Raw genomic sequence first — 13,653 nt, 5'->3', positions numbered from 1 at the left:
GGCGGGCGGGGGGGGGGGCGGCCCCCCCCGGCCGGGCCCGCTTCTTTGGCGCGCTCCATGACGGTGGCCGGGCGGTCAGCCCTCGCGCGGGTCGGCGGTCGCCGGGTCCTGCGCGCCGTAGGCGGGCCAGATGTCGTACCCGGTCTGGACGTCGTCGTCGGGCCGGGCGTGCCGCGGCCGGTACGCGGGCCGGTCGGGGACCGTCATCGTCGGGTCGGGCGCCCCGCCGGCCACCGCCGCGGACGGGTCGGGGATGGTCAGGGTGGGCAGCCGCGCCGCCGCGTTCGCCGCGGCGATCTCCGCGGCCCGCGCCGCCTTCGCGGCGTTGCGGCGGGCGCCGTAGGGCGCGACGAGGCGCCGGTAGAACGGCTTGCGGATCGCGGTCGGCACCAGCCGGTACCCGCCCCGGAGCATGACGTTGCGGACGTACTGGGCGCGGCTGATGAACCCCTCGCGGAGCATCTCGCGCTGCAGCAGCAGTTCGGAGCGGAGCAGCTCGCGGCCGCCGCGGCGCTCGTAGGCGCCGTCGCCGACGCGGTAGTAGACGAGCGGTTCGGCGACGTTCACCAGCCGGGCGCCGGCGGCGATCATCCGGACGAACAGCCAGTAGTCCTCCATCAGCGGCAGGTCGCCGTAGCCGCCGGCGGCGATGACGGCGCTGCGCCGGTAGACGACCGTCGGATGGTTGAACGGGTCGTGCAGCCGCGAGTAGCGGACGATGTCGGTGGGGTCGCTCGGCGGGATGCGGCGGCCGACGACGTCGGCGGTGTCCCGGCCGAACTCCAGCAGCCCGGCGCCGACCAGCTCGGCGCCCGCCCGCACCAGCGGGACCTGCAGCTCGAAGCGGTGCGGCATCGCGATGTCGTCGGCGTCCATCCGGGCGACGATGTCGTGCCGGGCGGCCTGCAGCCCCGCGTCCAGCGCCGGCCCGAGCCCGCGGTTGACCTCCAGCGGCACGAACGTCACCTCGACCGGGCTGGCCGCCACGAGCTCCTGCAGCACGACCGCGAGCTCCGGCGGGACCGGCCCGTCCTGGACGAGCACCACCTGGTCGGGGCGGAGCGTCTGGTCGTCGACGGCGCTGCGGAAGGCGTCCCGGACGTACTCTTCCCGGTCACCGCCGTAGACGGTCATCAGAAGGGTGAAGGGTTCGGGCTGCATCGGTCCGTTTCCGGGTGGGGCCGTGACGGCCGTTCGGAGCGCGAGCCGACGGGGCGTGGCTCGGGAGGGGCTCCTCGTGGGGTGGTCGGGCGGGCGGGGACAGGGGTCGGGACAGGTCGGGATTGGGTCGGGGGCTGGGCCGGGGCGGAGGGCGGGCGCGAACGCCGTCGTTCATGTGACGCTTTGGTGCGGTTGATGGTTGCGCGCCGCCAAGATACCGGTGTGGTGGAACTGCTGACGATGGAACGTGCCCGGTACGGCCCGGCGGGGCCCGGTTCGGCGCGTCCGGTTCAGGCCTGCGCGCATACGTCGCGGTCGGCGCGGATCTCGCCGGCGACCTTCGGCACCGCCGGGCCGCCGCCGCTCAGCTTCGCGCCGTCCTTGCCGATGATCAGGTAGACGTAGCCGGGCTTGGCCTTGGCCCAGGCCTCGGGCGGGTGGCCGGGGACCGCGATCGCGGCCCGCGCCGCCTGCCTCTCGGCGCCCGCGCCGTAGAGGATCCGGGTCTTGGCCGCCGACTTGACGGTGCCGACCTTGACGACCTTGAAGCCGCGCTCGGAGAGCTGGTCGGCGGTCCGCTGGGCGAGCCCGTGCTCGGCGGTCCCGTTGAAGACGCCGATCCTGACCTGGGCGGGCGGGACGGGCTGCACCTTCTGCTGCGCGGGCACCGGGGTCGGGGCGGGCTCGGGCGGGGTGTTGTCCTCGCGGATGGCCTGGAAGAGCGGCTCGGCGAGCGCCTGGTTGAACTGGACGCGGTTCTTGTCCTTCGGGTACGCCATCGTCGGCACGGTGACGAACCGGACCTTGCCGGCGCTCATCCCCTTCAGGCCGCTCGCCAGCTTCTCCATCACCGACAGCGTCAGCCCGTCGTCGGCCTTGATCGACTTGGTGGTGGCGGAGAGGAAGGAGTAGGTGCGGCCGGGGTCGGTGAGCATCCCCTTGTCGGTGGCCTTCTTGACCACCGAGGCCATGAACGCCTGCTGCCGCTTGATCCGGTCGAGGTCGGAGCCGTCGCCGAGGACGTAGCGGGTGCGCACGTAGCCGAGCGCCTCGGCGCCGTGCACGACCTGCTTGCCCGCCTTGAGGTGCAGCTCGGCCTTCGGGTCGTCGATCGGCTTCGGGACGCAGATCTCGACGCCGCCGAGGGCGTCCACGACCTGCTTGAAGCCGGCGAAGTCCACCTCGACGAAGTGGTCGATGTGGATCTTGGTGAGCGACTCGATGGTGCGCCAGGTGCAGGAGGGGCCGGCGTTGGAGAACGCGGCGTTGATCATGCCGAACTGGGCCGGGACGGTGGTGCCGTTCGACTTCTTGCAGCTCGGCATCTGGACCATCGAGTCGCGGGGGAAGCTGATGCCGATCGCGCCGGCGCCGCCGGGCGAGATGTGCAGCAGGATCGTGGTGTCGGACCGCTCGCCCTGCTCGGTGCCGTACTGCGCGTTGGCGCCCTGCCGGCTGTCGGACCCCATCAGCAGGATGTTGATGGAGTCGTTGAGCTTGGCGGGCCGGTTCGCGCCGAGCTTGTCCTTGACGTTCTCGCGGTGGATCTGGCCGTCCAGCCGCCGCCAGAAGCCGTACGCGGTGAGGCTGCCGCCGACGAGGATCACCGACATGGCGATCGACGCCCAGCCGAGCAAGCGCCAAAGGCGCCCGCGCTGCACCGGCGGTTCCGGCGGCGATGGGGCGCTGTAGTACACCGGCGGCGGTGAGGCGGCTCGCTGCATCCGTAACATTTCAGCACAGATTGGACAGCGGTCACCCCCGTCACGGAAAACTCGGCCGGGACGGGCCGCCCGGCCCCCCGAACGCGGCGGGCCGGACCCCCGTCGCGGACGAACCGGCCCCCCGTCGCGGACGAACCGGCCCCCGAACATGGGTGGGCAGGACCCCCGGACGCGGCGGGCCGGACCCGCCCGGAGCGCGGCGGCGAGGTGACTAGACTCCGGTGAAGATGAGCATCGTAGACGCGCTGACCGACCAGGCCATGGTCGTGCTGCAGGACCGCCCGGTCGTCGCGCTGAGCGCCTGGCTGAACCGGGCCCTCGGCGAATGCGCCGCCACCGGCCGCGTCCTGCAGCTGGTCACGCCGCTCGGGTCCCGCCTGTCGCTGCCGCTGCGCAGCGCCGCGTCCGGCGCCGAGCTGCAGTGGGTCGTCCGCGACGGCGACGGCTACTACGAGGGCCTCACCGGCCGCCCGCTGAAGTGGGGCGGCGCGATGTTCGTGCCGGTCCCGGAGGCCCGCGACTACGCGGCCGGGTTCACCACCCGCCCCACCGCCCCGATCGGCTCGCAGCTCACCCTCGTCTACCGGATCCGGCACGGCGCCGACGGGCACCTCGCCGGCCCGGTCGAGCGGCTGCTCCAGCTCACCACCGGCAAGCTCCCCGCCGGGCTCGGCCCCGCCGAGCCGCTGGAGCACCCGTGGCGGCCCGACCGGCTCGCCGAGTACGCCCGCGGCCGGTCCACCTCCCGGCTGCTCGTCGGCGGGGACGGCCCGCGCCCCGCGCAGGCGATCTGCGACTTCACCGCGACCGAGGGCGGCGGCGTCGCCGAGGTCAGCACCGTCACCGTCGGCTACGGCCCGGACGACCCGCCGCCGCTGCGGCACCTCGGGTCGCTGGTCGGGGCGCTCGCCGCCGACCAGCCCGTGGCGTCGCTGTTCGTGCAGCTCACCCCCGGCCGCGCCGACCTCACCACCGAGCCGCGCTGGACGGGCGCGCCCGCGCCGGTCGCGCTGGCCGTGGCGGGCACCGTCGGCGGGCCGAACGGCATCCCCGGGCAGCAGGTCGGGCCGCCGCGCCAGCCGCTGACGATGTTCCCGCTCGGCGACGGCCGCTCGCAGGACGGCTGGCAGCGCCACAGCCTCCTGATGCAGCACCTCCAGTCCGCCTGACCCTCCTGACCCTCCGTCCGCCGCCGGCGGTGACATTTGTCCTGCCCAGGCGTGGACGGACGGATCTGCCGGGCCCGCCCCGGTTCCCGCGAGGCTGGGACCACCGCAGGCGAGGACCGCAGGAGGGCCCGATGAAGTTCCACCGCACGGACGCGGAGCAGCCGCCCGCCGCCACCGGGCAGCAGGCCGCCGCCCCCGGCGGGCGGCAGGCCGTGAGGGTGCTGGCTCCGCTGGCCGTGGACGTGGCCGTCCCGCTCGGCGTCTACTACCTCGCCCACAAGGCGTTCGGCCTGGACCTGGTGACGTCGCTGGCGCTGGGCAGCGTGGTCCCGGCCGTGCGGACCGCCGCCGGCGCCCTCCGGGACCGGACGGTCAACGGGCTCGCCGCGCTGATGCTGGCCGTGAACGTCGCGGGCATGGCGCTCGGCCTCGTCAGCGGCGACCCCCGGCTGATGATCGCCAAGGACTCCGGGATCAGCAGCGTGATCGGGCTGTCGATCCTGGTGTCGGCGTGCGGGGCGCGGCCGCTGATGAGCGCCGGGCTGAAACCGTTCCTCACCAGGGGCGACGCGGCGCGGGAGGCGGCCTGGGACCGGCTGGGCTCGGCTCGGGGCCGGTTCCGGGCGCTGGAGCGCCGGTTCAGCGCGGTGTGGGGCGCCGTACTGCTCGCCGAGTGCGTCGCGCGGATCATCGGCGCCTACACCCTCCCCGTCGAGACGATGGCCTGGCTCGGGCCCGTGATGCTCGTCGCCGCGATCGGCCTCGGCGCCGTCGCGAGCGGCGCCGCGACCGAGCCGATGAAGGAGCTGCTCGACGCCGAGACGCGCGCGGCGAGCGGGCGGGAACGGCCCGCGCCGGTGCCCGCCGCGGCCTGACGTCCACCGCACGCCGCGAGCCGACGCCCGTCGTGGCCCCGCGTCCGCTGAGTCACGAGTTTCCGAGAGAAGAGAAGGCATGCGAGCCCGAGGCATCAACTACGACACCGGCTTCTTCCCCGGCGGGAGGGACAGCCGCCCCGGCTTCGACCGGGCCGACGTCCGGCGCGACATGCGCGCCATCGCCGCCGACCTGCACTGCACCGCCGTCCGGATCAGCGGCGGCGACCCGGACCGGCTCGGCGCCGCCGCCGAGGAGGCCGCGGCCGCCGGCCTGGAGGTCTGGTTCGCGCCGTTCCCCTGCGAGCTGCCGCCGGACGAGATGGCCGCGCTGTTCGCCGAGTGCGCCGGGCGGGCCGAGGCGGTCCGGCGCGGCGGCGCGGAGGTCGTCCTGGTGACGGGCTGCGAGGTCAGCCTGTTCGCGCGCGGGTTCGTCCCCGGCGACGACGTGTACGCCCGGATCCAGGCGGTCATGTCCGGCGACCCGGAGGTGTACGCCGCGATGGGCGACGTCCCGGGCCGGGTCAACGCGTTCTTCGCCGAGACGGTGGCGGCGGCCCGCGAGCGGTTCGGCGGCCGGATCACCTACGCGTCCGGTCCCTGGGAGGAGCTGGACTGGGGGCCGTTCGACCTGGTGTCCGTCGACGGCTACCGGTCCGCCGAGAACGCCGCGCACTACCGCGAATGGCTGCGCGGCCACTTCCGGCACGGCAAGCCCGTCGCGGTCACCGAGTTCGGCTGCTGCACCTACGCGGGCGCCGGCGACCGGGGCGGCACCGGCTGGATGATCGTCGACCGGGACGCCGAGCCGCCCCGGCTCACCGGCGCCCCCGTCCGCGACGAGCAGGAGCAGGTCCGGTACATGCGCGAGCTGCTGGACGTCTTCGCGGCCGAGGGCGTCGACGCCGCGTTCTGGTTCACCTTCGCCGGATGGGGCCTCCCGCACGATCCCGCCGACCCGGCCCGCGACCTCGACATGGCCTCCTACGGCGTGGTCGCGACGGCCCCGGACGGCACGTGGCGTCCCAAAGCGGCCTTCCACGCCCTGGCCGCCGCATATGGCGCACAGAGCCGATGATCTACCCGTAAGGGATGGGGTAGCGTCCCCCTCATGGAACCCGACGGCCAGCTCGGCGCGCTCGAGCGGGCCGTCGAGGGGACCCTCGCCGAGGGCGCGCTGGAGTTCGACGGCGACGAGGCCGTCCTGCGAATCGAGGGCTCGCTCGTCCTGACCACCGGGTGGTTCCTGTCCTGCGCCGCCGCCGGCATCGTGCTGCTGCTGTTCGGCGCGGTCCTGTCCCTCACCGGGCTGCGCGGCGCCGCGAACTGGGCGCTGGCGCCCGGCGCCGTGATGGTCGCGCTCGTCCTCGCCTTCCTGCTGGCGCTGCGGTTCACCCCGCTGCCCGCGCTCTGGCCCGAGCTGGAGCTGCGGTTCACCGAGCAGGCGATGGTGCACCGGCGGACCCGCGTCCCGTTCGACGACCTGCGCCCCGAGCACCTGGTGTGGAAGAACGGCCGGTTCTTCCGCCGGCTCTACGTCCGGCACCCGTCGCTGCGCAAGCAGCTCGCCGGGTTCTTCGAGAGCGAGGAGCGGCAGGCCGAGGAGTTCCAGCGCCGGCTCTGGGAGCTGATCTCGGCGCCGGACCTGCCCGGCGTCCTCACCCACGGCAGCGGCCTCACCCCGGTGCAGCGCTGGATCATCGGCGCGGGCGCCCCGTACGGCGCGATCAACGGGTTCCGGCTCGACCGGCTCGGCGTCGCGCCCGGCGAGTCGGCCGCGGCCGCCGACCGGCGCACCGCGCAGGAGCTGCTGCGCGAACCGTGGGGCGCCTACGACCTGGAGCAGCTGCTCGCCGCGGTGAACTGGCTCGTCCAGGAGGGCCACCGCGCCGACTTCACCATGGACGCCGAGCTCGCCGCCCGCCCGCCCGAGGAGCGGGAGCGCTACGCCGCGCTGCTCCGCGAGGTGGACGGCCTCATCGCCGCCGACCGGCTGGAGCCGCCGTTCGTCGAGCGGCTCATCGAGCTCGTCCGGGTCCGGTACGGGGACGGGGGCGCCGTGTACGCCAAGCTCGTCCCGCCGCTGCTGCGCGACGAGGCCGGCGCGGACGCCAGCGATGAGGGCGCGGAGCTGGCCCAGTTCCTGCACCGGCTGTTCAACGACCGCGGCCACGCCGCCGAGGAGCTGCACCGGCTGGAGGTGCTCGCCGACCCGGCCCTGCACGCCAACGTCGGCCGGTTCCTCATCTGGGACTACGCGCGCGCGTTGATGCTGTACCGATGGGGCCACATGGTGGGCTGGCTCACCGAGGAGTACTGCTGGGAGCGGATGCTGCCGCTCGCCCTGGACGTCCAGCGCCGCTACACGTCCTGGCACGACATGGCGACCTGCTACCTGCAAGGACGGCTGCTGTGGTCGGGCGGCGGCGGCCGGGCGCAGGCGGAGTACGACCGGCTCGTCGAGCACCTCGCCGCGGAGCGGCGCAGCCCATGGAACCTCGTGCCGTGGGACCTCGACCTGACCCGCGACTGGCCCTGACCCGCGCGCGCTGTCAGCCGCCGATGACCCCGCCCTGGTAGGCGGCGCCGTCCGCCGCGCCCTGCGCGCTCCCCGGCACCTCCGCCGCCGCGCCGCCGCCCTCGCCGGACGCCCGCCAGCTCTGCGCGGGCGCGTCGCTCTCCCCGTCCGGATACACCGTCCCGCCGAGCCAGTGCACTAGCGAGTCGGCGAACTTGCGGGCGACGCGCGGCGCGTCCGGCAGGTCCGCGACCGCGCGGATGTCCACCCACCAGACCGGCGCGACGACCCGGGCCGCGAACTCCGCGCCCAGCAGCCGCCCGATCTCGCCCTGCACCGACACCTGCACCGCGTCCTCGATCGCGACGAGCAGCCGGCCCTCCGCGTCGTACAGCAGGGTGGGCTCCGGCTCCCCGCCGCGCAGCTCCAGCGGCTCGCCCATCGCGATCATGCCGTCGGCGACGGCGTGCACGTCCGGGCGGCGGCGCACCAGCGCGACCAGGTCACTGCTCATCGGGCCACCCCGGCGCCGAGCGAACGGGCGAACACCTCGTGCACCACCTGGATCCCCGCCATCCGCGCGGCGGCCGACACCCGGCCGAGCTCCAGCGAGCTGCCGGTGGCCAGGTGCCGGTCGTAGGGCACCGCCACCACGGGCAGCCCCCACGCGGCCAGCATCTGGTGGGCGCGCTGCAGGTCCGCGCCGACCTGCGGGGCGTGCGACACCATCGCGATCACGGTGCGGCGCAGCACGTCCTGCTGGTCGTTGGACACGAACCACTCCAGCGCCCCGCGCGCGCTCAGCGCCCCGTCGACCGTCCCGGGCGTCACCAGCACCAGGCCGTGCGAACCGGCGATGACCCCGCGGTTGACCTCGGTGAGGATGCCGGCGCCGCAGTCGACGACCGTCGCCGCGACGTACCGGCTGACCGCGCTCAGCGCCGTCTCGAAGGTCTCCAGCGTGAACTCGCCGGCGATCCGCCCGCCGCGCGTGGACGACAGCACCCACAGGCCGTCGGGCGTGCGGGTGAGGAACCGCGCCGCCTCCTCGAACGACTGCGGGTTCTGCGCCGCCAGCTCGAACAGCGACAGCTGCGAGCGGACGCCGAGGCGCAGCGGCAGCGACCCGAGCTCGGCGTCGGCGTCGGCGGCCAGCACCCGGTCGGCGCGGTGCCGGGCCAGCTCCGTCGCGACCAGCGCCGCCATCGTCGTCTTGCCCGCGCCGCCGCGCACGCTCGCCACCGCGATCTGCCGGGAGCTCGGCACGGACCGCTGCATCAGCTCGCCGAACGCCGCCAGCAGCCGGGCCTCGCGGGCGCCGCCGCCGACCGCCTTCAGGACGCCGCGCCCGACCCGGCGGGCCAGCGCGTCGCCGTGCTGGTTCCTGCGGACGAGGTCGGCGGGCGGGATCTCCTGGCCGGGCACCTGCCCGGGACCGGCGGGCTGACCGGGCATCACCGGCTGGACGGGCGCGGCGGGCTGCGCGGCCTGCTGCGCCGCGGCCGCCGGGTCGGGCCAGGCGCCCTGCTGCCCGGCCCGCTGCCCCTGCTGCGCCGCCTGGTCGGCGGCGGGCTGGACCGCGCCGAGGACCGGGTTGACCGCGGCCTCCCAGTCGAAGTCGGAGTGGACGAGCGGGTCGATCTGCTGCTGCGTCTCGGCCGGGACGTCCACGGCCTGCTGCATTGTCTGCTGCGTCGGCTGCTGCTCTGCCTGTTGCGGCGGCTGCTGCGGCGGCTGCGCTGCCGGCTGCATGGGCTGGTGAGGCGCGGCCTGCTGCTGGGTCACCGCCTGCTGCTGGGCGGCGGCCTGCTGCGCGGCCTGGTCCTGGAACGCCTGCTCCTGGAAGGCCGGCTGTTGTACGGGCTGCTGGGCCGCCGCCTGCTGCTGGATCTGCGGGGACGGCACCGGCTCGGGCGCCACGGGCTCGGGGGCAACGGGCTCGGGGGCCGGCGGCTCGGGCAGCAGCGGGGCCGACTCGTCCTGGACGGCCTGCGACGCGTCCGCGACCTGCGGGAACGGCGGAGCCTCAGGGACGGGGGGCGGCGCCTCCGGCGCGGCCTGCACGGGCTGCGCGGGCTGCGCGGCCTGGACGGGCGCGGGCTGCGGCTCCGGCCGGGCGGCCTGGGTGACCTGCGCGGGGACGGACGCCGCGGGCGCCCGCTCCTGGGCAGGGCGCGGCGGCGCATCGGCGCCCCAGGTCCCCTGTGCGGGGGCGGAGGGCGTCGCGTCGAGGACCTGTAGCCCGCGCCGGGACACGCCGATCTCGCGCAGTACCGCCTGCTGCCAACTGGAGTCGGACACCGGCCTCCCCTCTCCCCGCCAAGACTACGAGACACGCGTCGCCCCACGCACCGCCGCGGGCTCGGCGCCTCCTCCCGGACGGGATCCGGGGCACCGTGCACACCGGCCTCACCGGCACAGACGACCCCAGACAGGCGATCTATCCTGAAATCACCCTTACCCTCCCGCTAGTCTGGCCGGACCTCGATCGGCACCCCGCCATGTGAGCACACCGCCCGGAGCGACCATGAATCCCCCTGAATGGCCCGGTCAGCCCGGCGGGCCGGGCTACCCGCCGGCTCCGCCCGGCCCGCCGATGCCCGGCCCCCCGCTGCCCGGTCCGCCGGGACCGCCGATGGGCTTCCCGCCTCCCCCGCCGAAGCGCGGCGGCGGAAGCGCGCTCGTGCCCGTCCTGATCATCGGCGTGGTCGCCGTGCTCGGCATCGTCGGGATCGGCGCGTTCTTCATCCTGCGCAGCGGCGACGACAAGCCGGACCGGTCCGTCGCGCTGCCGACGGTGACCCATCTGAACCCGTCCTCGGGAACGACCTACTCGCCCCCGCCGTCGCCGCGGACGTCCATCGGCGGGACCGGCGACCCGTCCAGCGTCCTCACCCGGACGATCCGGACGGCGAAGGGCCACACCTTCACCCAGGCGGGCGTCCGGACCGAGTCGTGCGTGACGCGCGCCAACGTCAAGCTGCTGCCCGCGCTGCGCAAGTACCCGTGCGTCGGGATGATGCACTCGGCGGTCTACGCCAACCCGACCAAGACCATCATCACGTCCGTGTCGATCATGACGATGGGCTCCCCGTCCGCGGCGATCTACGTCAAGGGCGTCACCGACCAGAGCGGCTGGCCGAAGCTGCTCACCCCGTCGGACGCCAGCGGGCTCCCGCAGCCGCGGGCGAACCCGGCGTACTGGACGCGGACCTGGTCGCAGGGCCGGAACGTGATCTACGCGCAGTCGTACTGGAGGAGCGGCGGCGCGACCGGCGACCGCACCGGCAGCGTCTTCGCGACGGCCGGGGAGCTGGGCGTCGAGGTCACCAACACGCTGCTCTGGTCGAACTGATGGAACGTGCCGAGCGGGCGCGGGGCGGGCGGGCGTCCGCCCGTTCCGGTCTCGCTCGGCCCGGCATGTCCTCGCCGGCGGCGGCGTCAGCCGTCCTGCCGCTGCGCCTCGCGCTTGCGGGCCTGCGCCCGCTCGTAGGACGCCAGCGCGCGCTCGCCGCCCGGCCGCATCTCGAACCGGATCCCGCGGTCGCCCTCGAACGGCTCCCGGTGGTCGAAGCCGCCGGTGTAGATCTCGGCGGGCACCCGGTCGGGGAACGCGTCGCAGTACGGGATCCAGGTGTCCATCGACGTCTCGGCGCCGGGGTCGGCGCGCTGCTGGAGACGCACGCACGCGTCACAGATGCTGGGTCTCCTGCGCATGGTCCGGCCGTCCTCTCCGCTGTTCGCCCTGCCGTCCGCTCGCGCCGCCGGGACGCACCGCCGGCGGCCTCGCCGCAGTGTTCCACACCCGCGGTAACACCCTTACCGCCGTGCGCGATCACCAGCCGAGGGGTTGCGACATGAGCGGCGAAATCATCATAATGACCGCTCCCCGTGTGTCTGTGATCGTGCGCGGTCGCGGGCTCGTTCAGCTCCCGACGAACAGAGGGGTCCCCCGTGCGCGCTGAATGGCAGGCGCATATCGACGAACTCCTGCAGACCTACCAGGAGAAGCGCCGGCAGATCCAGGAGATGCAGTCCCGGCTGGAGACCATCGAGGCGTCGGCCGAGGCCGCCGACGGCATGGTCCGCGTCAAGGTCGACCGGCAGGGCCGGCTGGCGTCGCTGGAGTTCGACCCGCGGGTCTCCCGCAAGCTCGGCAGCGAGGAGCTCGCCGAGGCCGTCATGGAGGCGTCCAGGAAGGCGCAGGCGGACGTCGCCGACCAGGTGCGCGCCGCGATGCAGGGCCTCGCCCCCGAGGGCGCGTCCGGCGAGGGCGGCGGGTTCGACCTCGCCAAGCTGCTTCCCGAACGGCCGGACGACATCGAGGCCGTCCGGCAGCGCCTCGGGATCCAGCCGCTATGACGTTCGACGGATACGAGGTCGACACCGAGGCCCTCGCACGCGCGGGCGGCGGCTTCGAGACCAACGCCAACGTGCTGCAGCAGATCTTCGACACCCTCAACTCGGCGTTGCAGGCCGAGGGCAAGTGCTGGGGCTCCGACGAGACCGGCCAGAAGTTCGAAGAGGGCTACGCCGAGCCGAGCAAGAGCGTCCTGGAGGCCTTTCCCAAGCTCAAGACGGGGCTGGACGGCATCAAGAAGGGCGTCGACGAGATGGCCAAGGAATACAAGAAGGCCGAAGGCGCCTCGAGGCTGAAGTGAGCTGATCCGTGGGTCTGGAAATCCCCGCCGAGGTCCAGTGGCTGTCGTGGATCGTCGGCTCCGACTGGCCCGAGGGCGACGAGACCGCGATGCGGCGCTGCGCCGACGCCTGGCGCCAGGCCGCCACCTCCCTCAACGAGCTCGTCGGCGACGTCACCGGAACCATCAACGACGTCCGCGGCACCCTCGACGCCGAGGCGGCCGAGAAGTTCCAGAAGAACGTCGAGCAGTGGACGACGACCGACCCGCGGCTGCTGCCCAGCATGGCGGATTCCTGCAACAAGCTCGCCGAGGTCCTCGACAACGGCGCGCTGGACATCGAGTACGCCAAGTACATGTTCATCGCGCTGCTGATCGTCACCGCGATCGAGATCGCGATGCTGATCGCGGCGGCGTTCGAGACGTTCGGCGCGTCCACCGCGGGCATCCCTGCGGTGGAGGGCGCGGCCCAGGTCACGGCCCGCACCATCTTCAAAGAGCTGATGGAGAAGCTCGGGGAGAAGTTCCTCGGCGCGGTCCTGAAGGGCGCCGCGTTCGGCGCCCTGCAGGGCGGCGGGCTCGACCTGATCGTCCAGGGCGTCCAGATCGCCCAGGGCAACCGGAAGGACGTCGACTGGGCCAAGACGGGCCAGGCCACCCTGGACGGCGCGATCGGCGGCGCGATCTCCGGCGGCGTCGGCTTCGGCGCGGGCAAGATCCCCGGGGTCGGCGACGCGGCCGCCACCCCGCTCGGCAACATGTTCAAGGGCATGGCGCGCGACGGCGTGTCCGAGGCCGTCAGCGGCGTGGCCGGCACCGTCGCCACGTCCGCGATCCACGGTGACCCGCTGAGCTGGGACGCCATCGCCAAGGGCGCCACGTCGGGCGCGTTCGGCGGCGCGGTCGGCGGCGGCAAGGGCGGGCTGACGGAGTTCGACGGCGGCGTCCCCGGCGGCGGCCCCGCGGGTCCGAACGTCGACCCCACCCCGGTGACCACGCACACCCCGTCGACCGGCGGCGGTTCGGGCGAGGGCGGTTCGGGCGGAGGCGGCTCCGACGGCGGCGGCTCCGGCGGCGGTGGTGGCGGGCACGTCACCGGCGGTGGCGGCGGCTCCTATGACGGCGGCGGCTCAGGCGGAGGAGGCGGCGGCTCCCACGGCGGTGGCGGCGGCGGTTCCCACGACGGCGGCGGCTCGGGCGGGGGCGGCGGCAACCGCATATCCACCCTGCTCGGCGACAACGGCGGCGGTGGAGCGAACCACGGCGTCAGCCTCGCGTCGGCGGCCCCCGAGGGCGGCTCGGGCGGAGGCGGCGGCGCGCCCTCCTCGGGCGGCGGGTCCGGCGGCGGCCTCGGCGGCAACCCCGGCGCCTTCAGCGGCGGTGGCGGCGCGGGCGGGTCGGACGGCGGCGCGCCGAGCTCCCCCTCGTCCGGCGGCGGACCGAGCGGCGCCGTCCCCATGGCCGGCGGCACGGCCCCCGGCGGCGCCCCCGCGGCGGGCGGGGGCGCCCCAGGCGGCGCGACCCCGTCCGCTGTCGGCGCGACAGGATGCGGCACTGGTGCGGCCG

General features: G+C 74.8%; 13 protein-coding genes. 8 read left to right on the top strand and 5 right to left on the bottom strand.

Annotation, left to right across the window (positions count from 1 at the left end; genetic code table 11):
- Positions 1-75: 75 nt before the first annotated feature.
- Together ABZ914_RS32635 and ABZ914_RS32630 are read right to left on the bottom strand one after the other, a co-directional pair.
- Complete coding sequence (locus ABZ914_RS32635) at positions 76-1,161, bottom strand: glycosyltransferase (RefSeq protein WP_500197950.1); 1,086 nt, start codon at positions 1,159-1,161, stop codon at positions 76-78.
- Between the two features lie 290 nt (positions 1,162-1,451).
- Positions 1,452-2,885 (bottom strand): LCP family protein, encoded by a 1,434-nt coding sequence (locus tag ABZ914_RS32630; RefSeq protein ID WP_500197948.1) that lies wholly within the window; start codon positions 2,883-2,885, stop codon positions 1,452-1,454.
- A gap of 227 nt (positions 2,886-3,112) precedes the next feature.
- Here ABZ914_RS32630 and ABZ914_RS32625 point away from each other — a divergent pair, with 227 nt between their 5' ends.
- From ABZ914_RS32625 to ABZ914_RS32610, 4 genes are all read left to right on the top strand, one after another.
- Positions 3,113-4,054 (top strand): DUF6177 family protein, encoded by a 942-nt coding sequence (locus ABZ914_RS32625; protein ID WP_500197946.1) that lies wholly within the window; start codon positions 3,113-3,115, stop codon positions 4,052-4,054.
- Between the two features lie 131 nt (positions 4,055-4,185).
- On the top strand, positions 4,186-4,929 hold the full coding sequence (locus ABZ914_RS32620; protein ID WP_500197945.1) for a VC0807 family protein: 744 nt from the start codon (positions 4,186-4,188) through the stop codon (positions 4,927-4,929).
- A gap of 79 nt (positions 4,930-5,008) precedes the next feature.
- Positions 5,009-6,007, top strand: coding sequence for a glycoside hydrolase family 113 protein (locus ABZ914_RS32615; protein WP_500197943.1), 999 nt, complete (start codon positions 5,009-5,011; stop codon positions 6,005-6,007).
- A 33-nt stretch (positions 6,008-6,040) separates the two neighbouring features.
- A complete protein-coding gene (locus ABZ914_RS32610; protein ID WP_500197941.1) occupies positions 6,041-7,468 on the top strand; it encodes a DUF1266 domain-containing protein in 1,428 nt (475 codons plus the stop codon).
- Positions 7,469-7,481: 13 nt separating this feature from the next.
- Here ABZ914_RS32610 and ABZ914_RS32605 read toward each other — a convergent pair whose 3' ends face one another.
- Positions 7,482-7,961 carry a hypothetical protein gene (locus tag ABZ914_RS32605; protein WP_500197940.1) on the bottom strand — a complete coding sequence of 160 codons (480 nt, stop codon included), beginning with the start codon at positions 7,959-7,961 and terminating at the stop codon, positions 7,482-7,484.
- Positions 7,958-9,748 carry a CpaE/TadZ family protein gene (locus tag ABZ914_RS32600; RefSeq protein ID WP_500197938.1) on the bottom strand — a complete coding sequence of 597 codons (1,791 nt, stop codon included), beginning with the start codon at positions 9,746-9,748 and terminating at the stop codon, positions 7,958-7,960. Before ABZ914_RS32600 ends, ABZ914_RS32605 begins: the two co-directional genes overlap by 4 nt.
- Positions 9,749-9,974: 226 nt before the next feature.
- Between ABZ914_RS32600 and ABZ914_RS32595 the strand changes: the two genes are divergently transcribed.
- Positions 9,975-10,802 carry a flagellar basal body-associated FliL family protein gene (locus ABZ914_RS32595; RefSeq protein ID WP_500197936.1) on the top strand — a complete coding sequence of 276 codons (828 nt, stop codon included), beginning with the start codon at positions 9,975-9,977 and terminating at the stop codon, positions 10,800-10,802.
- Positions 10,803-10,888: 86 nt separating this feature from the next.
- Here the strand turns inward: ABZ914_RS32595 and ABZ914_RS32590 are convergent, their stop codons facing one another.
- Positions 10,889-11,164 (bottom strand): hypothetical protein, encoded by a 276-nt coding sequence (locus ABZ914_RS32590; protein WP_190866598.1) that lies wholly within the window; start codon positions 11,162-11,164, stop codon positions 10,889-10,891.
- A gap of 237 nt (positions 11,165-11,401) precedes the next feature.
- Between ABZ914_RS32590 and ABZ914_RS32585 the strand changes: the two genes are divergently transcribed.
- From ABZ914_RS32585 to ABZ914_RS32575, 3 genes are all read left to right on the top strand, one after another.
- Entirely contained in the window at positions 11,402-11,809 is a 408-nt protein-coding gene (locus tag ABZ914_RS32585; protein WP_500197934.1) for a YbaB/EbfC family nucleoid-associated protein, read from the top strand.
- Entirely contained in the window at positions 11,806-12,108 is a 303-nt protein-coding gene (locus ABZ914_RS32580) for a WXG100 family type VII secretion target (RefSeq protein WP_500197932.1), read from the top strand. The genes ABZ914_RS32585 and ABZ914_RS32580 overlap by 4 nt, the downstream gene beginning before the upstream one ends.
- 8 nt (positions 12,109-12,116) lie before the next feature.
- On the top strand, positions 12,117-13,653 hold a 1,537-nt coding region (locus ABZ914_RS32575; protein WP_500197931.1), incomplete at its 3' end, for a WXG100-like domain-containing protein.

Origin of the sequence: Spirillospora sp. NPDC046719, assembly GCF_040645715.1 — a bacterium.
Lineage (GTDB): Bacteria > Actinomycetota > Actinomycetes > Streptosporangiales > Streptosporangiaceae > Spirillospora.
This window is presented reverse-complemented; position numbering and strand designations above follow the sequence as displayed.